Source organism: Cedecea sp. Ae19-4, assembly GCF_059801165.1.
Genome location: NZ_JBCHWG010000001.1, coordinates 906,081 through 927,480 on the forward strand (window position 1 = coordinate 906,081; position 21,400 = coordinate 927,480).

General features: G+C 55.7%; 21 protein-coding genes and 1 pseudogene. 20 read left to right on the forward strand and 2 right to left on the reverse strand.

The features are described from left to right. Nucleotides 1-11 precede the first annotated feature (11 nt). The 20 genes from plsX to AAIE02_RS04400 all read left to right on the forward strand — a co-directional run bounded on the left by plsX (nucleotide 12) and on the right by AAIE02_RS04400 (nucleotide 17,959). A complete protein-coding gene (gene plsX / locus AAIE02_RS04305) occupies nucleotides 12-1,046 on the forward strand; it encodes a phosphate acyltransferase PlsX (protein WP_166875161.1) in 1,035 nt (344 codons plus the stop codon). Between the two features lie 6 nt (nucleotides 1,047-1,052). Next, a complete protein-coding gene (locus AAIE02_RS04310) occupies nucleotides 1,053-2,006 on the forward strand; it encodes a beta-ketoacyl-ACP synthase III (RefSeq protein ID WP_039291889.1) in 954 nt (317 codons plus the stop codon). Between the two features lie 17 nt (nucleotides 2,007-2,023). Beyond that, nucleotides 2,024-2,953 (forward strand): ACP S-malonyltransferase, encoded by a 930-nt coding sequence (fabD, locus tag AAIE02_RS04315; RefSeq protein ID WP_498532041.1) that lies wholly within the window; start codon nucleotides 2,024-2,026, stop codon nucleotides 2,951-2,953. 13 nt (nucleotides 2,954-2,966) lie between these two features. After that, nucleotides 2,967-3,701, forward strand: a complete 735-nt coding sequence (gene fabG / locus AAIE02_RS04320; protein WP_008453466.1) for a 3-oxoacyl-ACP reductase FabG — start codon at nucleotides 2,967-2,969, stop codon at nucleotides 3,699-3,701. Nucleotides 3,702-3,855: 154 nt separating this feature from the next. Further along, nucleotides 3,856-4,092: an acyl carrier protein gene (gene acpP, locus AAIE02_RS04325; RefSeq protein ID WP_004157115.1), complete on the forward strand. Its 237-nt coding sequence runs from the start codon at nucleotides 3,856-3,858 to the stop codon at nucleotides 4,090-4,092. An 85-nt stretch (nucleotides 4,093-4,177) separates the two neighbouring features. Next, nucleotides 4,178-5,419: a beta-ketoacyl-ACP synthase II gene (fabF, locus tag AAIE02_RS04330; RefSeq protein ID WP_166993760.1), complete on the forward strand. Its 1,242-nt coding sequence runs from the start codon at nucleotides 4,178-4,180 to the stop codon at nucleotides 5,417-5,419. Nucleotides 5,420-5,528: 109 nt separating this feature from the next. Beyond that, nucleotides 5,529-6,329: an aminodeoxychorismate lyase gene (pabC, locus tag AAIE02_RS04335; protein WP_498532042.1), complete on the forward strand. Its 801-nt coding sequence runs from the start codon at nucleotides 5,529-5,531 to the stop codon at nucleotides 6,327-6,329. 10 nt (nucleotides 6,330-6,339) lie between these two features. Continuing rightward, complete coding sequence (gene yceG, locus AAIE02_RS04340) at nucleotides 6,340-7,362, forward strand: cell division protein YceG (protein ID WP_166993764.1); 1,023 nt, start codon at nucleotides 6,340-6,342, stop codon at nucleotides 7,360-7,362. Further along, nucleotides 7,352-7,990, forward strand: coding sequence for a dTMP kinase (gene tmk / locus AAIE02_RS04345; protein ID WP_166993766.1), 639 nt, complete (start codon nucleotides 7,352-7,354; stop codon nucleotides 7,988-7,990). Before yceG ends, tmk begins: the two co-directional genes overlap by 11 nt. Further along, entirely contained in the window at nucleotides 7,990-8,997 is a 1,008-nt protein-coding gene (gene holB, locus AAIE02_RS04350) for a DNA polymerase III subunit delta' (protein ID WP_498532043.1), read from the forward strand. Before tmk ends, holB begins: the two co-directional genes overlap by 1 nt. A 10-nt stretch (nucleotides 8,998-9,007) precedes the next feature. Next, nucleotides 9,008-9,802: a metal-dependent hydrolase gene (locus AAIE02_RS04355; protein ID WP_008453460.1), complete on the forward strand. Its 795-nt coding sequence runs from the start codon at nucleotides 9,008-9,010 to the stop codon at nucleotides 9,800-9,802. A 301-nt stretch (nucleotides 9,803-10,103) separates the two neighbouring features. Continuing rightward, nucleotides 10,104-11,537, forward strand: a complete 1,434-nt coding sequence (gene ptsG, locus AAIE02_RS04360) for a PTS glucose transporter subunit IIBC (RefSeq protein ID WP_008453459.1) — start codon at nucleotides 10,104-10,106, stop codon at nucleotides 11,535-11,537. Between the two features lie 171 nt (nucleotides 11,538-11,708). Further along, nucleotides 11,709-12,065: a purine nucleoside phosphoramidase gene (gene hinT / locus AAIE02_RS04365; protein WP_008453457.1), complete on the forward strand. Its 357-nt coding sequence runs from the start codon at nucleotides 11,709-11,711 to the stop codon at nucleotides 12,063-12,065. A gap of 4 nt (nucleotides 12,066-12,069) precedes the next feature. Continuing rightward, nucleotides 12,070-12,453 (forward strand): YcfL family putative periplasmic lipoprotein, encoded by a 384-nt coding sequence (locus AAIE02_RS04370; protein ID WP_336983541.1) that lies wholly within the window; start codon nucleotides 12,070-12,072, stop codon nucleotides 12,451-12,453. Next, complete coding sequence (gene lpoB, locus AAIE02_RS04375) at nucleotides 12,450-13,091, forward strand: penicillin-binding protein activator LpoB (RefSeq protein WP_336983540.1); 642 nt, start codon at nucleotides 12,450-12,452, stop codon at nucleotides 13,089-13,091. Before AAIE02_RS04370 ends, lpoB begins: the two co-directional genes overlap by 4 nt. Then, nucleotides 13,069-13,929: a thiamine kinase gene (gene thiK / locus AAIE02_RS04380; protein WP_498532044.1), complete on the forward strand. Its 861-nt coding sequence runs from the start codon at nucleotides 13,069-13,071 to the stop codon at nucleotides 13,927-13,929. The genes lpoB and thiK overlap by 23 nt, the downstream gene beginning before the upstream one ends. Beyond that, nucleotides 13,917-14,939: a beta-N-acetylhexosaminidase gene (nagZ, locus tag AAIE02_RS04385; protein ID WP_008453449.1), complete on the forward strand. Its 1,023-nt coding sequence runs from the start codon at nucleotides 13,917-13,919 to the stop codon at nucleotides 14,937-14,939. Before thiK ends, nagZ begins: the two co-directional genes overlap by 13 nt. A 21-nt stretch (nucleotides 14,940-14,960) precedes the next feature. Beyond that, nucleotides 14,961-15,503: an alpha/beta hydrolase YcfP gene (gene ycfP, locus AAIE02_RS04390; RefSeq protein ID WP_498532045.1), complete on the forward strand. Its 543-nt coding sequence runs from the start codon at nucleotides 14,961-14,963 to the stop codon at nucleotides 15,501-15,503. Nucleotides 15,504-15,905: 402 nt separating this feature from the next. Next, complete coding sequence (locus tag AAIE02_RS04395; RefSeq protein ID WP_498532046.1) at nucleotides 15,906-17,210, forward strand: NAD(P)/FAD-dependent oxidoreductase; 1,305 nt, start codon at nucleotides 15,906-15,908, stop codon at nucleotides 17,208-17,210. Between the two features lie 212 nt (nucleotides 17,211-17,422). Beyond that, nucleotides 17,423-17,959: a glycine zipper 2TM domain-containing protein gene (locus tag AAIE02_RS04400; protein WP_008453441.1), complete on the forward strand. Its 537-nt coding sequence runs from the start codon at nucleotides 17,423-17,425 to the stop codon at nucleotides 17,957-17,959. Nucleotides 17,960-18,006: 47 nt separating this feature from the next. Here AAIE02_RS04400 and AAIE02_RS04405 read toward each other — a convergent pair. Both AAIE02_RS04405 and iutA read right to left on the reverse strand, forming a co-directional pair. Next, nucleotides 18,007-19,025: pseudogene (locus tag AAIE02_RS04405) on the reverse strand (Gfo/Idh/MocA family oxidoreductase). A 130-nt stretch (nucleotides 19,026-19,155) separates the two neighbouring features. Continuing rightward, the gene (gene iutA / locus AAIE02_RS04410; RefSeq protein ID WP_008453436.1) at nucleotides 19,156-21,357 is read right to left on the reverse strand and encodes a ferric aerobactin receptor IutA; all 2,202 of its coding nucleotides are present in this window, start codon (nucleotides 21,355-21,357) and stop codon (nucleotides 19,156-19,158) included. Nucleotides 21,358-21,400 lie beyond the last annotated feature (43 nt).

Genomic DNA, 21,400 nt, shown 5'->3' on the forward strand with positions numbered 1-21,400 from the left:
CTGGCGCAACCTTGAGACGTCTAACCCTAGCGTTAGATGCCATGGGTGGGGACTTCGGTCCTTCCGTGACAGTGCCTGCAGCTTTGCAGGCACTGGACTCTAACTCTTCGCTTAATCTTCTTTTAGTCGGCAATCCCGACGCAATCACGCCATTACTTGCCAAAGCTGATTTCGAGCAACGCTCACGTCTGCAGATTATTCCTGCGGAATCGGTTATTGCCAGTGATGCCAGACCTTCTCAGGCGATCCGTGCCAGCCGGGGATCGTCAATGCGCGTTGCGCTGGAGTTAGTTAAAGAAGGGCGGGCAGAGGCTTGCGTCAGTGCTGGGAATACCGGTGCGCTGATGGGGCTTGCGAAGTTACTGCTCAAGCCGATAGACGGAATAGAGCGCCCGGCGCTGATGACGGTATTACCTCATCAGCAAAAAGGTAAAACGGTGGTGCTTGATCTCGGCGCCAATGTTGACTGCGACAGCACGATGCTGGTGCAGTTTGCCATTATGGGTTCCGTGATGGCCGAAGAAGTATTGGGTATTTCTCGCCCGCGCGTTGCGCTGCTGAATATTGGCGAAGAAGAGACGAAGGGGCTGGACAGTATCCGCGACGCCTCTGCATTATTAAAAACAATGCCTTCATTGCACTATATTGGATACCTTGAGGCCAACGAATTGCTCACCGGCAAGACGGACGTTCTGGTCTGTGACGGTTTTGTCGGCAACGTCACACTCAAGACGATGGAAGGTGTTGTCAGGATGTTCCTTTCACTGCTCAAATCGCAGGGGGAAGGAAAAAAAAGGTCGTGGTGGCTGATAATATTGAAGAAGTGGCTACAAAAACGTCTGATAAGGCGATTCGGTCACCTCAACCCCGACCAGTATAATGGCGCCTGTCTGTTAGGATTGCGCGGCACGGTGATTAAGAGCCACGGTGCGGCCAATCAGCGAGCGTTTGCTGTCGCGATTGAACAGGCAGTGCAGGCGGTGCGGCGGCAAGTTCCCACCAGAATTGCTGCCCGCCTGGAATCTGTATTACCCAAGAGTGACTGAGCGTAAATGCATACGAAGATTATTGGTACCGGCAGCTTCCTGCCTGAACAAGTGCGTACTAACGCTGACCTGGAAAAAATGGTTGATACGACCGACGAGTGGATTGTCACCCGGACTGGTATTCGCGAGCGTCGTATTGCGGGCCCGAATGAAACCGTTTCAACCATGGGTTATGAAGCCGCGCTTCATGCACTGGACATGGCCGGCATTGATAAAAATGACATCGGCCTGATTGTGGTAGCGACAACCTCTTCCACGCACGCTTTCCCAAGCGCCGCCTGTCAGATTCAGGCGATGCTGGGAATTAAAGGCTGTCCGGCGTTTGATGTGGCGGCGGCATGCGCAGGCTTTACCTACGCGTTAAGCATTGCCGATCAGTACGTGAAATCTGGCGCAGTGAAGAATGCGCTGGTTATCGGGGCCGATGTTCTGGCACGTACCTGCGATCCTGAAGATCGCAGTACCATTATTATTTTTGGCGATGGCGCGGGCGCCGTTGTGTTAGGGGCGTCTGAAGAGCCTGGTATCATTTCTACCCATCTGCACGCAGACGGTAGCTATGGCGATCTGCTGACGCTGCCGAACGTCGATCGCGTGAATCCTGAGAATTCAGTTCACCTGACGATGGCCGGGAACGAAGTGTTTAAAGTCGCGGTGACCGAACTGGCTCATATCGTCGACGAAACCCTGGCTGCGAATAACCTCGATCGCACCGCGCTCGACTGGCTGGTACCGCATCAGGCTAACCTGCGCATCATCAGCGCGACCGCGAAGAAGCTCGGTATGCCGATGGATAATGTCGTCGTGACCCTGGATCGCCATGGCAATACCTCTGCTGCATCCGTCCCGGCTGCGCTGGATGAAGCGGTACGCGATGGCCGTATTAAACGGGGTCAGTTGGTGCTGCTGGAAGCGTTCGGGGGCGGTTTCACCTGGGGCTCTGCACTGGTTCGTTTTTGATTAAAGGAATTTTCGACATGACGCAATTTGCTATGGTGTTTCCGGGACAGGGTTCCCAGTCCGTTGGCATGCTGGCCGATCTCGCGGCAAGTTATCCGGTGATTGAAGCCACGTTCCGCGAAGCCTCTGACGCGCTGGGCTATGACCTGTGGGCATTGACCCAGCAGGGGCCAGCGGAAGAGCTGAACAAAACCTGGCAGACTCAGCCGGCCCTGTTGACGGCTTCTGTCGCTTTGTGGCGCGTTTGGCAGCAGCAGGGCGGAAAAGCACCTGCGCTGTTAGCAGGCCACAGCCTGGGCGAGTATTCCGCGCTGGTGTGTGCTGGCGTAATTGATTTCGCCGATGCTGTTCGCCTGGTTGAGCTGCGCGGCAAGCTGATGCAGGACGCCGTTCCGGAAGGGACTGGCGCGATGTCTGCCATTATCGGTCTGGACGATGCTTCTATTGCCAAAGCCTGTGAAGAGTCAGCGCAGGGGCAGGTTGTTTCTCCGGTGAACTTTAACTCTCCGGGCCAGGTTGTGATCGCGGGTAACAAAGAAGCCGTTGAGCGTGCAGGCGCTGCGTGTAAAGCCGCGGGCGCAAAACGTGCTCTGCCATTGCCGGTTAGCGTGCCGTCCCACTGCGCACTAATGAAACCTGCGGCGGATAAGCTGGCGGTAGCGCTGGAAAATATCACCTTTAACGCACCGGTAATTCCGGTTGTGAACAACGTTGACGTGAAGTGTGAAACCGCGGCAGACGCTATCCGTAGCGCGCTGGTACGTCAGCTCTATAGCCCGGTCCAGTGGACTAAATCCGTAGAGTTTATGGCGGCACAGGGCGTTTCCCAACTGCTGGAAGTGGGCCCGGGTAAAGTATTGACCGGGCTGACCAAACGTATTGTTGACACCATGACGGCAACGGCCATTAATGAGCCTGCAACGCTGTCAGCGGCGCTTGAACAATAAAACGAGGAAAACCATGAGTTTTGAAGGAAAAATTGCGCTGGTTACCGGCGCTAGCCGCGGTATCGGCCGCGCCATCGCAGAGACCTTAGTGGCTCGCGGGGCAAAAGTTATCGGGACTGCGACCAGCGAAAGCGGCGCGCAGGCCATCAGCGATTATCTGGGCGAAAACGGCAAAGGCTTCATGCTGAACGTGACCGACCCGGCTTCCATTGAAGCCGTGCTGGACAGCATCCGTAAAGAGTTTGGTGAAGTAGACATTCTGGTGAACAACGCCGGTATCACTCGCGATAACCTGCTGATGCGCATGAAAGAAGACGAGTGGAACGACATTGTCGAAACTAACCTGTCATCTGTTTTCCGTCTGTCAAAAGCGGTAATGCGAGCTATGATGAAAAAGCGTCATGGGCGTATTATCACTATCGGTTCTGTGGTTGGTACCATGGGAAATGCTGGTCAGGCTAACTACGCTGCGGCGAAGGCTGGTTTGATTGGCTTCAGTAAATCGCTGGCGCGCGAAGTCGCGTCTCGCGGTATTACTGTGAACGTTGTTGCTCCGGGCTTTATTGAAACGGACATGACGCGTGCGCTCTCTGATGAACAGCGTGCGGGTATACTGGCGCAGGTTCCTGCGGGTCGCTTAGGCGACGCAAATGAAATCGCCAGTGCAGTAGCATTTTTAGCCTCTGACGAAGCTGGGTACATCTCTGGTGAGACCCTGCACGTCAACGGCGGAATGTATATGGTTTAATCACGGTGAAAAATATTTGCGTTATTTGGGCGAATGCCCGCAAAATAGCGTAAAATCGTGGTTTGACCAGCCGGGATTTGGTTGCATCTTTTTCAACATTTTATACACTACGAAAACCATCGCGAAAGCGAGTTTTGATAGGAAATTTAAGAGTATGAGCACTATCGAAGAACGCGTTAAGAAAATCATTGGCGAACAACTGGGCGTTAAGCAAGAAGAAGTAGTGAACACCGCTTCCTTCGTTGAGGACCTGGGCGCTGATTCTCTTGACACCGTTGAGCTGGTAATGGCTCTGGAAGAAGAGTTTGATACTGAGATTCCGGACGAAGAAGCTGAGAAAATCACCACCGTTCAGGCTGCCATTGATTACATCAACGGCCACCAGGCGTAAGTGAACATCTCCAGGCGGTCATTCGACCGCCTGAGTTTTATCTGAATTGTCCCACTAGTATTTTTTCCCTCCCTGGAGGACAAACGTGTCTAAGCGTCGTGTAGTTGTGACCGGACTGGGCATGTTGTCTCCTGTCGGCAATACCGTAGAGTCTACCTGGAAAGCTCTCCTTGCCGGTCAGAGTGGCATCAGCCTGATCGACCATTTCGATACTAGCGCCTACGCAACGAAATTTGCTGGCTTAGTAAAGGATTTTAACTGTGAAGACATCATCTCGCGCAAAGATCAGCGCAAGATGGATGAATTCATTCAATATGGAATTGTTGCTGGCATTCAGGCCATGCAGGATTCTGGCCTCGAAGTAACGGAAGAAAACGCGGCCCGCATCGGCGCTGCAATCGGCTCTGGTATCGGTGGCCTGACGCTTATTGAAGAGAACCACTCTTCTTTAGTTAACGGTGGCCCTCGTAAAATCAGCCCGTTCTTCGTGCCTTCAACCATCGTCAATATGGTGGCAGGTCACCTGACCATCATGCTGGGTCTGCGTGGTCCGAGCATTTCCATTGCCACGGCTTGTACCTCTGGCGTACACAACATCGGCCATGCGGCACGTATCATTGCCTATGGTGATGCAGACGCAATGCTGGCAGGTGGTGCAGAAAAAGCCAGTAGCCCGCTGGGCGTTGGTGGCTTTGGCGCGGCGCGCGCACTGTCTACCCGTAACGACAACCCTCAAGCGGCAAGCCGCCCGTGGGATAAAGATCGTGACGGCTTCGTACTGGGCGACGGCGCAGGCGTCATCGTACTGGAAGAGTACGAACACGCGAAAAAACGCGGCGCGAAAATTTATGCAGAAGTTGTTGGCTTTGGTATGAGCAGCGATGCGTACCACATGACTTCTCCACCAGAAAACGGTGCAGGTGCTGCGCTGGCGATGGAAAACGCACTGCGCGATGCAGGGATTTCTGCAGGGCAGGTTGGCTACGTCAACGCCCACGGTACCTCTACACCGGCAGGTGATAAAGCTGAAACGCAGGCGGTTAAGTCTATCTTTGGTGCCGATGCAAGCCGTGTGATGGTGAGCTCAACTAAATCGATGACGGGCCACCTGTTAGGGGCGGCGGGTGCGGTAGAGTCTATCTATTCCATCCTTGCGCTGCGCGATCAGGCCGTGCCACCAACCATCAACCTCGATAACCCGGATGTTGGCTGTGACCTGGACTTCGTGCCACACGAAGCTCGTCAGGTAAGTGGCCTGGAGTATACTTTGTGTAACTCCTTCGGTTTCGGTGGTACCAACGGTTCGTTGATCTTCAAGAAGATCTAACCGCTTCTGAAAGGGCCCGCTTGCGGGCCCTTTTGCTGTTCAGAATTCCCCTCTTGTCGCCCGTAAATCCCTCTGGCAACCTTGTGTCTCCGTATCCTGAGGAACCCCTATGTATCTTATTAATGGTCAGTGGCAAGAAACGCTGCCGGCAAACGACCGGGCGATCCAGTTTGGCGACGGCTGCTTTACTACCGCCCGTGTTATTGATGGTGAGATTCGCTTTCAGGCAGATCATCTTCGCCGCCTGCAGCAGGCCTGCGAAGCGCTGATGATAGGGCCGGTTGACTGGGCCATGCTCAGTGATGAGATGGACATGCTGGCGACCTCTGAAACCAAAGCCGTGCTCAAGGTGATTATTTCTCGCGGGGCGGGCGGGCGCGGTTACAGCGCATCGAACTGCACACAGCCTACGCGAATGCTCTCTCTGTCGCCTTACCCTGATTTTTATCCCGCCTGGCGCGAGCAGGGGATTAGGCTGGCGCTCAGTCCTGTGAAAATAGGCATTAATCCTTCCCTGGCGGGTCTTAAGCACCTTAACCGGCTTGAACAGGTTCTTATTCGTACGCATCTTGAACAGACGGCGGCCCAGGAGGCGCTGGTTCTTGACAGTCAGGGGAGCCTGGTGGAATGCTGTGCGGCTAATTTATTCTGGCGCAAAGGTTACGACGTTTATACACCGTGTATTAACGGTGCGGGCGTGAATGGCACGATGCGCCAGCGCATCATTGCGTGCCTGACGGATTCCTCCTGGCGGCTGCATGAGGTCAGCGAAGGTCTGGAAACCCTGGCCGATGCGGATGAAGCGATCGTTTGCAATGCGCTAATGCCGGTTGTACCGGTGAACCAGGCCCAGGACTGGGACTACACATCGCGTGAACTTTACTGTTTTTTAGCCCCACTTTGTGAGTAACCGATTACCGATGAAAAAAATGTTTCGTTTCTTTCTGGTTTTGCTGATTGTGCTTGGCATCGCCGCCGGTGCAGGCATGTGGAAGGTGCGCCAGCTGGCAAAAGCGCCGTTGCCGATCAAACAGGAAACCATTTTCACCCTGAAGCAGGGCACCGGACGTTTAGCTCTGGGCACTCAGCTTTATGAAGAGAAACTGATTACACGCCCGCGTGTTTTCCAGTGGCTGCTGCGCGTCGAGCCGGATCTGGCCAAATTTAAGGCTGGTACATACCGCCTCACGCCAGGGATGACGGTCACCGATATGCTCCGCCTGCTGGCCAGTGGGAAAGAGGCGCAGTTCCCGCTGCGTTTTGTGGAAGGTATGCGCCTGAGCGATTTACTCGAGCAGCTGCGAGATGCCCCATACATCCAGCACACGCTAAAAGACGACAGCTATGCGACCGTGGCGGAGACGCTGAAATTTGAGCATCCTGAATGGGTCGAGGGCTGGTTCTACCCGGACACCTGGATGTACACCGCCCACACCACGGATGTTGCTTTGCTTAAGCGCGTGCATCAAAAAATGGTTAAAGCCGTGGCGCAGGCCTGGGAAAGCAAAGTTGATGGCTTGCCCTATAAAACCGAAAACGACCTGGTGACCATGGCCTCGATCATCGAGAAAGAGACCGCGGTCGCGGCCGAGCGTGACCAGGTGGCCTCGGTGTTTATTAACCGCCTGCGTATTGGCATGCGCCTGCAAACCGACCCCACCGTTATCTACGGGATGGGCGACAGCTATAATGGTAAGCTAACGCGCAAAGATCTCGAGACTCCCACGCCGTATAACACCTATGTGATTAGCGGCCTGCCGCCGGGCCCGATTGCGGTGCCGAGCGAAGCGTCTCTGCAAGCGGCGGCGCACCCGGCAAAAACGCCGTATCTCTATTTTGTTGCTGACGGTAAGGGTGGTCATACCTTTAGCACCAACCTCGCCAGCCATAACAAGGCGGTGCAGGTCTATATCAAAGCTCTTAAGGATAAAAATGGACAGTAAATTTATCGTCATCGAAGGCCTGGAAGGCGCCGGGAAAACCAACGCCCATAACGTGGTCGTGGCGACCTTAAAAGAGCTGGGTATCAGCGAGCTGACCTTCACGCGTGAACCCGGTGGCACGCCGCTAGCCGAGCGCCTGCGTGAGTTAACGCTCAACAATGCCGGGATCGGTGATGAGAAGGTGACCGATAAAGCCGAAGTGCTGATGTTCTACGCGGCGCGCATCCAACTGGTAGAAACGGTGATCAAACCGGCCCTGGCGCGTGGTAGCTGGGTCATCGGCGATCGCCACGATCTCTCCACCCAGGCCTATCAGGGCGGCGGGCGTCAGATTGACCAGCAGTTATTGATGGCGCTGCGCAACACCGTGCTGGGCGATTTTTATCCTGACCTGACGATTTATCTCGACGTGACGCCTGAAGTGGGGTTAACCCGCGCCCGCGCCCGGGGTGAACTTGACCGCATTGAGCAGGAATCTATCGACTTCTTTAACCGCACACGTGCGCGTTATCTGGAACTGGCAGGCCGCGACAGCCGCATTAAAACCATCGACGCAACGCAGCCGCTGGATGACGTCTCGCTGGCCGTGCGTGAGGCCGTGCTGACCTGGTTCCGGGAGCAGCAATAGTGAAATGGTATCCGTGGCTTCGCGGCGCGTTTGAGCAGCTTATCGGCCAGTATCAGGCCGGGCGTGGGCATCATGCGCTGCTGGTTCACGCGCTGCCGGGCCTGGGGGACGACGCGTTAATCTACGCCCTGTGCCGCTGGCTGATGTGCCAAAGTCCGGAAGGCAATAAAAGCTGCGGCCACTGCCATAGCTGCCAGCTGATGCAGGCGGGTACGCACCCTGACAGCTACTCCCTTGAAGTAGAAAAAGGCAAATCCAGCCTCGGAATTGATGCCGTGCGTGACATCACCGAGAAGCTTTATGGCCACGCGCAGCAGGGCGGGGCGAAAGTCGTCTGGCTGAAAGATGCCGATCTGCTGACCGAGGCCGCGGCGAACGCGTTGTTGAAAACGCTGGAAGAGCCGCCAAGAAATACCTGGTTCTTTCTGAGCAGCCGCGAACCCGCGCACTTGCCCGCAACGCTGCGCAGCCGTTGCCTTTATTGGCACCTTGCGCCCCCGGATGAGCGTTTTGCTCTGGCATGGCTGGGCCGCGAGACAACGGCCTCTGCGGAAGAGCTTCAGGCCTCGCTGCGGCTTAGCTCCGGGGCTCCTGCCGCCGCGCTGGCGCTTTTGCAGCCCGAACAGTGGAAGGCCCGGCAGCAGCTTTGCGAGAAGCTCACTCAGGCTGGGGAAGCGAACAACCTGCTGGCGCTTTTGCCGGCATTAAACCATGAGGACGCTGCCCGCCGCGTCCACTGGCTTTGCGCGCTGCTGGTTGATGCCCTCAAGTGGCAGCAGGGGGCAGGGGCGTGGCTCACCAACGCGGATATGCAGCCGCTGGTGGCAAGCCTCGGCGGGCGTTATTCCCCGGCCGTGCTGCAAAGCCTGCTTCACCACTGGTTTACCTGCCGCGATGCCTTGCTTAACGTGGTAGGTGTTAACCGTGAGCTCCTGCTCACGGAAAGTCTTCTTACGTGGGAGCGTCTGGCTCAGCCCGGCGCACTGCTTCACTCACATTATCTCTAAGAGTATTACTATGTTTCTGGTCGACTCACACTGCCATCTCGATGGCCTGGATTATCAATCCCTGCACAAAAACGTTGATGACGTTCTGGAAAAAGCGGCCGCCAGGGACGTGAAGTTTTGCCTGGCTGTGGCTACTACCCTTGACGGTTATCGGGGAATGCGTGAGCTGGTCGGGGAGCGTAACAACGTGGCCTTCTCATGTGGCGTACATCCGCTGAACCAGGACGAAGAGTACGACGTTGAAGAGCTGCGCCGCCTGGCCGCCGAACCTGGTGTTATCGCGATGGGGGAAACCGGGCTGGATTACTTCTATACGCCGGAAACAAAACCGCGTCAGCAGGAATCTTTCCGGAACCATATCCGTATTGGCCGCGAGCTGAACAAGCCGGTGATCGTCCACACCCGTGATGCCCGCGCCGATACGCTGAGCATTCTGCAGGAAGAGAAAGTGACAGAGTGCGGCGGGGTACTACACTGTTTCACGGAAGACAGAGAAACGGCGGGTAAACTGCTTGATATGGGGTTTTACATCTCTTTTTCCGGGATAGTGACCTTCCGGAATGCCGAGCAGCTGCGTGACGCCGCGCGTTATGTCCCGCTGGACAGAATGCTGGTGGAAACGGACTCCCCGTATCTTGCACCAGTGCCACATCGCGGGAAAGAAAACCAGCCTGCTATGACGCGTGATGTTGCCGAATATATGGCCGTACTGAAGGGCGTTTCGCTGGAAGAACTGGCTATTGCCACCACGCAGAACTTTGCTGATTTGTTCCACGTCCCCTTATCCCGCCTGCAATCTCTCTGAAATTCATAGTTATTTTAAAGCTCGTAATTAATAGCCTAAGCGAGTAAAGTGCACCGCCATAAAATGAGCGGTGCACGCTCGTTTTGAACCATTTGTAAGCGTGTTATGTAAATTAATGAAAGTTTTTCGCGCGATCGGCTGAGAAACGTGATAGCCGTCAAACAAAGTTTTCGTTATTTATTTTACTCTGCGTAATAAATAAAAGGACACTTAGATGTCCTGTTTATGAACCGGTTCTCCCCCCGGTTCGATGCGTAAATGCGTACAAAAAAAGCACAAATACTCAGGAGCACTCTCTATTATGTTTAAGAATGCATTTGCTAACCTGCAAAAGGTGGGTAAATCGCTGATGCTGCCAGTCTCCGTACTGCCTATCGCAGGTATCCTGCTGGGCGTCGGGTCTGCAAACTTCAGCTGGCTGCCGGTCGTTGTCTCTCACGTTATGGCGGAAGCGGGCGGTTCAGTCTTCGCCAACATGCCGCTTATCTTCGCTATCGGTGTGGCACTGGGCTTCACTAACAACGATGGCGTATCTGCCCTGGCGTCGGTTGTTGCCTATGGCATCATGGTGAAAACCATGGCCGTGGTCGCGCCTCTGGTCCTGCACCTGCCTGCGGAAGAAATTGCAGCTAAACACCTGGCGGATACCGGCGTGCTTGGCGGTATTATCTCCGGTGCAATTGCGGCATACATGTTCAACCGTTTCTACCGCATCAAGCTGCCTGAGTATCTGGGCTTCTTCGCCGGTAAACGCTTTGTACCGATTATCTCCGGTCTGGCGGCTATCTTCACCGGCGTAGTGCTGTCCTTCATCTGGCCACCAATCGGTACGGCTATCCAGACCTTCTCTCAGTGGGCTGCATACCAGAACCCGGTTGTTGCCTTCGGTATCTATGGCTTCATCGAGCGCTGCCTGGTACCGTTTGGTCTGCACCATATCTGGAACGTTCCATTCCAGATGCAGATCGGTGAATACACCAACGCTGCGGGCCAGGTGTTCCACGGCGACATCCCTCGCTACATGGCAGGTGACCCGACTGCGGGCAAACTGTCCGGCGGCTTCCTGTTCAAAATGTACGGCCTGCCGGCTGCGGCCATTGCTATCTGGCACTCTGCTAAACCAGAGAACCGTGCAAAAGTGGGCGGGATCATGATCTCCGCGGCGCTGACTTCGTTCCTGACCGGTATCACCGAGCCAATCGAATTCTCCTTCATGTTCGTGGCCCCGATCCTGTACATCATTCACGCGATTCTGGCGGGTCTGGCATTCCCTATCTGTATCCTGCTGGGCATGCGTGACGGGACGTCCTTCTCTCACGGTCTGATTGACTTCATCGTGCTAAGCGGTAACAGCAGCAAACTGTGGCTGTTCCCAATTGTCGGTATCTGCTATGCGATCGTGTACTACACCATCTTCCGCGTACTGATTAAGGCACTGGATCTGAAAACCCCGGGTCGTGAAGACGCCACCGCAGAAACCACCGCTGGCGTAACCAGCGAAATGGCACCTGCTCTGGTTAGCGCTTTCGGCGGTAAAGAAAACATCACTAACCTCGACGCTTGTATCACCCGTCTGCGCGTTAGCGTGGCCGACGTGGCAAAAGTTGACCAGGCTGGCCTGAAAAAACTGGGTGCAGCAGGTGTGGTTGTCGCAGGTTCCGGCGTTCAGGCTATTTTCGGCACCAAGTCCGATAACCTGAAAACCGAAATGGATGAGTGGATCCGTAACAACTAAGTTTGTTCGGGGAGCGATAAGGGAGGCGAAAGCCTCCCTTTTTTGTTACTGAAAAAAGACGAATTTGTTTTAAAGGCCAGCACTTAACGAAAGAAAAGCGTGCAGAAGGTTGAGTCAAATGAGCGCCTCGCTCATACTCCCAACACCGTTTTCTCCTTCAAGGAACAGCTCATGGCCGAAGAAACTATTTTCAGTAAAATTATTCGTCGTGAAATTCCGGCGGATGTGGTTTACCAGGACGAACTGGTCACTGCGTTTCGTGATATTTCCCCTCAGGCACCCACCCACATCCTCATCATTCCAAACGTGCTTATCCCAACGGCCAATGACGTTAAAGCTGAACACGAGCTTGCGCTGGGGCGGATGATGACCGTTGCAGCTAAAATTGCAGAACAGGAAGGGATTGCCGCTGACGGCTACCGCCTGATCATGAACTGCAACCGACACGGTGGGCAAGAGGTGTACCATATTCACATGCACCTGCTGGGTGGCCGTCCGCTTGGCCCAATGCTGGCGCATAAGGACTGAGCCTATGTCGCGCTTTTCCCTGAGTCTGTTAGCGCTGCTGCTGGTGGCGGGCTGTAGCTCTAGCCCCGCCATTCCGGTGAACAACGACCAAACCCTGGTCATGGAATCTGCGGTGCTGGCGGCCGGGATTAGCGCGGAAAAACCGGATATCTCTCAACAGAATGGTGCCACGGTGGCCGAATCATCGCTGTATAATGAGCAGCATAAGCCGGTCACGCTGTACTACCGTTTCTACTGGTACGACAAAAAAGGGCTGGAAATCCACCCGCTTGAGCAAGTGCGTACCGTTACCCTCCCGGGGCAGTCTTCGCAGCGTATTGACTCGACTGCAGCCTGGCCGGGAGCCAAAAAAGTACGTCTTTCTCTCTCTGTAAGGAGCGAATTTTGATTAGGGGACTTCATCGTTATCTGGCCGTCACTGCGGTGGCGCTGATCCTGACCGGGTGTATTAATCGCGGCGAACAGCCTGCCCCGGTAGAAGAAGTTAAACCTGGCGCAGAGCAGCCTGCTCAGCCGGAGCCTACCGTGCCAACGGTACCGACCGTGCCGACGCAGCCTGGCCCTGTGGAACAACCAGAGCCTACTATTCCGCCTCAGCCTAAGGTTCGCACCTATGACTGGAACAGTGCCATGCAGCCGATGGTCAGCAAAATGCTGCAGGCTGATGGCGTGACGCCGGGTAGCGTGTTGCTGGTGGACAGCGTCAACAACCGCACCAATGGCAGCCTGCAAACCAGCAGCGCGACTGAAGCCTTGCGCGGCGCGCTGGCCAACAACAACAAGTTCACGCTGGTTTCTGCGCAGCAGCTCTCGATGGCTAAGCAGCAGCTTGGGCTTTCCCCGCAGGACAGCTTAGGTACGCGAAGCAAAGCGATTGGCATTGCGCGTAACACCGGCGCCCAGTACGTGCTTTACACCAACGCCAGCGGCAACGTGAACACGCCCACGCTGAAAATGCAGCTGATGCTGGTGCAAACTGGCGAAATCATCTGGTCGGGTAGCGGTGCTGTTCAGCAAACCAACTAAAGCATCGCTCGATGCGGCAGTGACTCGATACCTTCCGGCGGCTCAGGCCGCCGGTTGTGTTTCTGCGCTCGAGGGACTGAGCGGCACAAGCTACCGCGTAGAGACAGAAGCCGGCAGCTTTACGGCAAGAAAGCTGCCCGAACAGCGCTTGCCGGGGATTTCCCTTCGGCGGCATCATCGCGCGCTCAGGCAGTTGCCCGTCGGCATCGCGCCCGAGCCCTGGTGTCTGGCGGAAGGCTGGCTGTTCACCCGCTGGCTTGACGGCGAGGTTTTGCCGAACCAGGCCCCGCTCACTGAATTAACGGGCTTATTGTATTATCTTCATCGGCAGAAACCGTTCGGCTGGCGCATAAGCCTGGCTCCGCTGCTTGAGTTTTACTGGCAGGAAAGCGACCCAAACAGGCGAACCCTGACCTGGCTGCGTGAATTAAAGCGCCTGAAGCGGCGTAAGGAGCCCAGGCCTCTGCGGCTGGCCCCTCTGCATATGGATGTTCACGCGGGAAATCTGGTGCGGCAACCGGGCAATCGCCTGGGGCTTATTGACTGGGAATACGCCGGGGATGGCGATATTGCGCTGGAGCTGGCCGCCGTGCTGGCGGCAAACACCGTCGACAGTAAAGCGCTGCTGGAGTTGTATGCTGCCCAGGCTTCACTCAGCCTCGACGTCCTCAATCGCCAGGTTGCGCGCTGGCGGCCGTGGATAGCGTTACTTATGGCGTCCTGGTATGAATGCCGCTGGCGGCAAACCGGGAAGCAACATTTTATTACGCTGGCAGACGACGCGTGGCGCGCGCTGCGGGCGAGCAAACATCAGGAGAGAGTATTGTGGGCCCAGTAATGTTGGATGTGGCCGGCTTCGAGCTGGATGCGGAAGAGCGTGAAATTTTGCAGCACCCGCTGGTGGGCGGTTTGATTCTTTTTACCCGCAACTACCACGACCCGGAGCAGCTACGTGAACTGGTGCGCCAGATCCGTGAAGCTTCGCACCATCGTCTGGTTGTTGCCGTCGATCAGGAAGGCGGCCGCGTGCAGCGCTTCCGCGAAGGGTTTACCCGTCTGCCTGCGGCACAATCTTTTGCGGCACTCCGCGGCCTGGAAGAGGGCGGCAAGCTGGCGGCTGAGGCTGGCTGGCTGATGGCGAGCGAAATGATCGCCATGGATATCGACATCAGCTTTGCGCCGGTGCTGGATATCGGGCACATCAGCGCGGCCATTGGGGAACGTTCCTATCATGAAGATCCGGCCAAAGCGCTGGCAATGGCCACGCGTTTTATCGATGGGATGCATGCTGCGGGCATGAAAACCACCGGTAAACACTTCCCTGGCCACGGGGCGGTCACCGCCGACTCGCACAAAGAAACCCCGCACGACCCGCGCCCGAAGGCGGAAATCCGCGAGCATGACATGCGCATTTTTGCCTCACTGATTCGCGAGAATAAGCTGGATGCCATCATGCCTGCCCACGTTATCTATGATGAAGTCGATCCGCGTCCGGCTAGCGGCTCTGAGTATTGGCTAAAAACGGTCCTGCGCGGCGAACTGGGCTTTAATGGTGTGATTTTCTCCGATGATTTGTCGATGGAAGGCGCGGCTATCATGGGCAGTTATGCCGAACGCGGTCAGGCATCGCTGGACGCCGGTTGCGATATGATCCTCGTCTGCAATAATCGTAAAGGTGCGGTGAGCGTGCTTGATAACCTGTCGCCGGTCAAAGCAGAACGTGTTACAGGTTTGTATCATAAAGGGTCATTTACCCGCGATGAGCTGCGTTCATCCGATCGCTGGAAGCAGGTGAACCAGCAGCTGGAAGCGCTGCACGAGCAGTGGCAGGCGCATAAGGCGGGCTAATATTCAGGTAATGAGGATGCGATGATAATCTATTTGCACGGTTTTGACTCAAACAGTCCCGGAAACCATGAAAAAGTGCTGCAGCTTCAGTTTATCGATTCCGACGTGCGGCTGATCAGCTACAGCACGCTGCATCCGAAGCACGACATGCAGCATCTGCTGAAGGAAGTCGACAAGATGCAGCAGCTTACCGACGACGAACGTCCCTTAATTTGCGGCGTGGGTCTCGGCGGATTCTGGGCGGAGCGCATTGGTTTTCTCTGCGATATGCGGCAGGTTATTTTTAACCCGAACCTTTACCCCCATGAAAACATGGAAGGGAAGATCGACAGGCCGGAAGAGTACGCGGATATCACCACCAAGTGCGTGCCAAACTTCCGTGAGAAGAACCGCGATCGCTGCCTGGCTATTCTCTCGCGCAACGACGAAGCGCTGGACAACCGGCGCACGGCTGAAGCGCTGCATCACTACTATGAAATCGTCTGGGACGAGCAGCAAACCCACAAATTCAAAAATATCTCCCGGTATTTGCAACGCATTAAAGCCTTTAAAACCCTGGGCTAAATTTTCCCGTCATACTTCAAGCCGCAGGTGTGTTGGCTGCACCTGCTATTCGGCTCATCCATGAGCCTCACCCTCAAGGGCCGCTGCGAGCAGCGTTCAAATCTATTCCCGACAGATTTGTCACCCCAGTCACATAGTTAGCTACGCTCCTGGGGTTTCTCAGCTTTGCCGCCGTCCTGCAACTCGAATTATTTAGGGAAAATGTCATGGTCAGCCTCGCGCTGGCCTTTTTGTTTATCTTTTCGGCATAAAAATTGATGTACATCAATTTTGGTATGACCAATGCACCCTTCATGTTATTCTCGATAAAGTTTGGCGTTAAGCGTGCAGTAACCCTTTGTTAATTAAAGGTTATTTAGATAACTTTTAATTAACAATTGGTTAATATTTTAGGGGGTCAAGTTGACTACACCATTGAAAAAAATAGTGATTGTTGGCGGCGGCGCTGGTGGTCTGGAGCTGGCGACTCAGTTAGGTAAAAAACTGGGGCGTGGCAAAAAAGCCAAAATTACGCTCGTCGACCGTAACCACAGCCACCTGTGGAAACCGCTGCTGCATGAAGTGGCTACCGGTTCGCTGGATGAAGGCGTGGATGCGCTGAGCTACCTGGCCCACGCGCGCAATCATCATTTCCAGTTCCAGCTGGGTTCCGTGGTGGATATCAACCGCGAAAGCAAAACGCTGACCATCGCCGAACTGCGCGATGAAAAGGGCGAGCTGCTGGTGCCTGAGCGCAAGCTGCCATACGACACGCTGGTGATGGCGCTGGGGAGCACCTCCAACGACTTCAACACCCCTGGCGTGAAAGAGAACTGCATCTTCCTCGACAACCCGCATCAGGCGCGTCGTTTCCATTCCGAGATGCTAAACCTGTTCCTGAAATACTCCGCCAACCTCGGCGCAAGCGGCAAGGTTAACATCGCTATCGTTGGTGGTGGCGCGACGGGCGTTGAGCTGTCTGCTGAGCTGCATAACGCCGTTAAGCAACTGCACAGCTACGGCTACAAAGGGCTGACCAACGAAGCGCTGAACGTCACGCTGGTGGAAGCCGGGGAGCGCATTCTGCCTGCGCTGCCGCCGCGCATTTCTGCCGCCGCGCATAGCGAACTGACCAAGCTTGGCGTTCGCGTGCTGACGCAAACCATGGTGACCAGTGCCGAAGCGCATGGCCTGAACACCAAAGACGGCGAGTTCATCGAAGCGGATCTGATGGTCTGGGCGGCGGGCATTAAAGCGCCAGACTTCATGAAAGATATCGGCGGCCTTGAAACTAACCGCATTAACCAACTGGTGGTTGAGCCAACGCTGCAGACCACGCGCGACCCGGATATCTATGCTATCGGCGACTGTGCATCCTGCGCTCGCCCGGAAGGTGGTTTCGTGCCTCCTCGCGCTCAGGCCGCGCACCAGATGGCTTCCCGCGCGCTGACGAACATCCTTGCGCAGATGAAAGACCAGCCGCTCAAAGCTTACAGCTATAAAGATCACGGCTCGCTGGTTTCATTGTCCAAATTCTCCACCGTGGGCAGCCTGATGGGTAACCTGATGCGCGGCTCGATGATGGTGGAAGGCCGCATCGCCCGCTTCGTGTACATCTCCCTGTACCGTATGCACCAGATTGCGCTGCACGGTTATTTCAAAACTGGCCTGATGATGCTGGTGGGCAGCATCAACCGCGTGATTCGTCCACGCCTGAAGCTGCACTAAGTTTTATTTCCTTCCGAAACCCGGCCCCCGTGCCGGGTTTTTTATTGCCGGGAAGCAGCATAACATTCGGCATATTCCTGGCGGATTGCTCGGAGTTTTCTTAAACACACGTTTTCACCGCACGATCCCGCACTTTTGATCCGTTGTCTGATTTCTCAATATTGTCACTGCAGTGCAAAATTAGGTTAACAACAAGGTCAGGAGGATGTCCTGTGAATAAATCAATGTTAGCGGGTATAGGTATTGGCGTGGCCGCTGCGCTGGGCGTGGCTGCGGTAGCCAGTTTGAACGTGTTTGACCGTGGTCCCCAGTATGCACAGGTGGTGTCAGCGACGCCAATCAAGGAAACGGTTAAAACACCGCGTCAGGAGTGCCGCAATGTGGCCGTGACGCACCGCAAACCTGTTCAGGATGAGAACCGTATTTTAGGTTCTGCTCTGGGCGCGGTGGCCGGGGGCGTCCTTGGTCATCAGTTTGGCGGTGGACGCGGGAAGGATGTTGCCACGGTCGTGGGCGCGCTGGGCGGCGGCTACGCCGGGAACCAGGTGCAGGGCGCGATGCAGGAGGGGGATACCTACACCACCACCCAGCAGCGCTGCAAGACTGTGTATGACAAATCAGAAAAAATGCTCGGTTATGATGTGACCTACAAAATCGGCGATCAGCAGGGCAAAATCCGCATGGATAAAGACCCTGGCACTCAGATCCCGCTGGACAGCAAAGGCCAACTGGTGCTGAACAAAGCCTGATACCGAGTCTTAAAATATAAACCCGCCTTTCGGCGGGTTTTGTGTTTCTAGTGCTCGCCGCGCAGCGTTTGCTGCAGCGTCAATAAGACCCTGACTTCCTGAATTCTGCGACGGGTTAAGGCGGGAATCGTCTCAGGAGCCTGCTCAAACAGTGTTTTACCGGCAAAAATGACCTCTCCGAGGCAGCGGTCGTACAGCGGCCCGCTGATATCCAGTTTTACCTCGTCGTCAACGCTCAGGGTTTCATTTACCCCGCGTCTGTCGACGGCAATCACTCTGCCATCTTTCAGCACGATATTAATACCTTTTTGCCCCCCTGCGGGCCCGGCATATTTGTTCAGCTGCAGCACGCAGGGGATGCCGCCCATTTCCCCGCGCAGCAGCGCCTGGCCCTCTGCCGTGGTGACATCGCCGGGCACAATGCCGTTGCCGAGCCGGTCTTTGGCAAGCAGCAACTCCAGCTCCAGCGCTTCGTCAGCGCCCGCCTGCATCAGCGTTTCGCGCATCATCGCCAGCACATGCGTGCCGATGTCCACGATAACGCCGTCCGGGTGGTGCAGCGCACGAGTATCAGGCTCGCCGGTGGCAAAATTCAGCGCAATCGGCTCTCCACGGCATTAAACCCGCTGGGCTCCAGCAGGAATCCCTCGATACGGTCGATATCTTCGAGGCGGTCGATAAAACGTGCCGCATCGGTTCTCACCATCCAGTGATCCAGGGCGAGCACCCGCGCGGCAATGGCCGGATCGCTCAGCAATGATGTCAGTTCGTCCAACTGCTGAAGCGTTGCCGAGACGGGTTTTTCCACCACGACGGGCAGCGAACTTTGCTGTAGCACCTGCTTCAGGATCGGCCAATGCTGGAGCGATGACGTGGTGATAAACACCAGGTCAAGCGGCAGCGCCAGAAGCTGGGTTAGGGAGGGGAGAAGCGTGATGGCATCAGAGCGGTAGCATGGGGCGGGATCAAACCCATAGCAAACCACATCGCGCCGGGCGAGTCGCTGAATAGCTGGCAGGTAAGCCGTTTCTATTACGCTGCCCACGCCAATAAACCCAACTTGCATATCGTCTCCGGTCATAAGAGAGGAAAATATCCCTTATTTTTAAAAGACTATTTTACGCGGGTCGAGGGATAAACTGTTAGGAAGGGTAAGCGTGTGAACTTGCCCGGCAACTGCCGGGCAAGGAAGAGGCTTAGAACAGCACAGAGTAGTTCATGCCGAAGGTGCGACCACGGCCTTTGTAGTCATACAGCGAAGCAGGGCCGTAGCCCGGGCTGTAGTACAGTGGCGCACGCTGGCCCCAAACGGTGGTGTAATCACGGTCAAAGACGTTTTCGACGCTAAAGCTGAGTTTACCCACCGGAAGCTCGTAGCTGCCCAGTAAATCAACAGTGGTGTAACCGTCGATGCTGTAGCCTGCCGCGTCGCTTACGTTAAACGACGTTGTGCTCTGCACGCGAAGGCTCCACGGATCTGGTGCCCAGCCAATATAGGCGGTCGCTTTCGACGGGCTGGCGACTTTCACGTCATATTTCTGCCAGCTGCCGTTAACTTTTGACTCGGTTTTTAAGACGTTGAAGTTAGCGCCGGTGCTCCAGTTGGTGTCTGGAATAAAGTAGTCCACCGCGCCTTCCACGCCGTAAATACGACGCTTGTCGTCAACAACGCTGATGGTCAGGTCTTTATTCGCCAGCACGCTCTTATCGGACAGCGAGTAGTAGGCGGCAATCTGCGTGCGCAGGCTGTCGCCGGTGTAGCGCCAGCCCAGTTCGTAGGAATCAACCTTCACGCCCTGCAGCTTGCTCGCGCCGACGTTGACGCTGTTGGTCAGCGGCAGGTGGCCGTTAACCGCCGCGCCATAGGTGCCACGGCCGTAGTATTTACCCGGATCAGGCAGCTCCACGCCCTGGGAGAAATTCAGCCAGGCCTGTTGGCGCTCGGTGATGTGCATCAGCAGGCCGGCGTTGAACAGGAAGTTGTCGTAGTCGGTGGAGCCGCCAGGAATGGCGTCAGCAGATTTTGCCGTGCCGGCCGCGATTTGCTGCTGCTGCGCGTAGCCGATGAAATCATCAATCTTGTTCTCGGTGTACTGGTAACGCACGCCGCCGCTCAGGGTAAAGATCTCGTTGATGTCATAGCTGGACTGCAGGAACGCCGCCATGTTGCTGATGTCATACGCCGGGTAACGTCCGGTGGTATAGATTTTCTGGTTGTTCAGGCCACCGGAGGCGCTGGCCTGTGCCAGATCGAAGAACATCTGGTTGGAGGTGAAGCGCTCGTGGTCCGCGTCCAGGCCGTAGGTCAGCTGCCAGCCGTCGAGCGGCTTGCTGTTCAGCGTCAGCTTCGCGCCGTACTGATTAGTATCCTGCTGGGAAGAGGAGAACGCCGTGGCTTTTTTGTTGGCGTTTACCGTCGGGAACGGATAGAACAGCAGCGATTCATCGCGGTAGTAAACCTGGCCCACCAGCTCCTGACCGAGGAAGTCGCTGTTGGAATACTGCATGCTGATCAGGTGGCGCTCTGTGCCCGGAACACGGTCAGAGTTCAGTCCTTTGCTCACGTACGGGCTGCTTGTCCCGCTGATGGCAGAGAAGTTTTTCCCGAGGTTCAGGCCGTAGTCGTCGTCGCCCTTACTTTTGTAATACTGGGTAACGAGCTGCAGCTGCTGGTTTTCATCGATATTCAGCGTACCGGTACCCATCACGTCCAGGCGGTCGGAATACTGTAACCCGGTCTGGGTGTTGTCGAGCAGGGTGGCATCACCGTTGCCGTCAAACCAGCCGCCGAATTTCTGATAGGCCACTGACGCACGGCCAGAAATATGGTCGTTCCCGCCGGAAATGGCGCTGGCGACGCGCTCATCGTGATCTTTACTGCTGTTAAAGCCGCTCTTGATCCCGGTCTCAAACTCTACCTGTGTATCCTTCTGGCCTTTTTTGGTCACGATATTAATCAGACCGCCGGTACTGCCACCGCCGTACAGGGCGGTCGCGCCGGAAATGACTTCAATATGATCGATGTTGAACGGATCGATAGAGTCCAGCTGGCGGCTGTCGGTACGGGAAGAGTTGAGACGCACGCCGTCAACCAGCACGACCAGCGGGCGACCACGGACGTTCATGCCGTAGTTGGTACGGCTCTGGCTGCTGACGTCGAGGCCGGGGATCAGCTGGGCCAGCGCGTCTTTAAACTCTTTGCCGCCCTGGATCTGCTGCTCCAGTTCGGCTTTCTCGATCACCCAGGTGGTTTGGGCCATCTCGGCGACGGTGCGGTTGCTGCGGTTGGCGGAAACCACCATCGTCTCGTCACTGGTTTGCTGTGCCACTGCCGGCGCCATCATGGCGAGCAGTAACGGATTGAGCGCCCAAAGCGTTTGCTTTTTGGTTATCATCATTGTTCCTTCATACGGGCTGACAAACATCGGCCCAAATATGCTG

Bases quoted from the DNA above. Each gene is read 5' to 3' on its own strand.
- hinT (WP_008453457.1), top strand. From the start codon at position 11,709: ATGGCCGAAGAAACTATTTTCAGTAAAATTATTCGTCGTGAAATTCCG.
- tmk (WP_166993766.1), top strand. From the start codon at position 7,352: ATGGACAGTAAATTTATCGTCATCGAAGGCCTGGAAGGCGCCGGGAAA.
- pabC (WP_498532042.1), top strand. From the start codon at position 5,529: ATGTATCTTATTAATGGTCAGTGGCAAGAAACGCTGCCGGCAAACGAC.
- ycfP (WP_498532045.1), top strand. From the start codon at position 14,961: ATGATAATCTATTTGCACGGTTTTGACTCAAACAGTCCCGGAAACCAT.
- fabG (WP_008453466.1), top strand. From the start codon at position 2,967: ATGAGTTTTGAAGGAAAAATTGCGCTGGTTACCGGCGCTAGCCGCGGT.
- iutA (WP_008453436.1), bottom strand. From the start codon at position 21,357: ATGATGATAACCAAAAAGCAAACGCTTTGGGCGCTCAATCCGTTACTG.
- acpP (WP_004157115.1), top strand. From the start codon at position 3,856: ATGAGCACTATCGAAGAACGCGTTAAGAAAATCATTGGCGAACAACTG.
- ptsG (WP_008453459.1), top strand. From the start codon at position 10,104: ATGTTTAAGAATGCATTTGCTAACCTGCAAAAGGTGGGTAAATCGCTG.
- yceG (WP_166993764.1), top strand. From the start codon at position 6,340: ATGAAAAAAATGTTTCGTTTCTTTCTGGTTTTGCTGATTGTGCTTGGC.
- AAIE02_RS04370 (WP_336983541.1), top strand. From the start codon at position 12,070: ATGTCGCGCTTTTCCCTGAGTCTGTTAGCGCTGCTGCTGGTGGCGGGC.
- AAIE02_RS04355 (WP_008453460.1), top strand. From the start codon at position 9,008: ATGTTTCTGGTCGACTCACACTGCCATCTCGATGGCCTGGATTATCAA.
- AAIE02_RS04310 (WP_039291889.1), top strand. From the start codon at position 1,053: ATGCATACGAAGATTATTGGTACCGGCAGCTTCCTGCCTGAACAAGTG.
- fabD (WP_498532041.1), top strand. From the start codon at position 2,024: ATGACGCAATTTGCTATGGTGTTTCCGGGACAGGGTTCCCAGTCCGTT.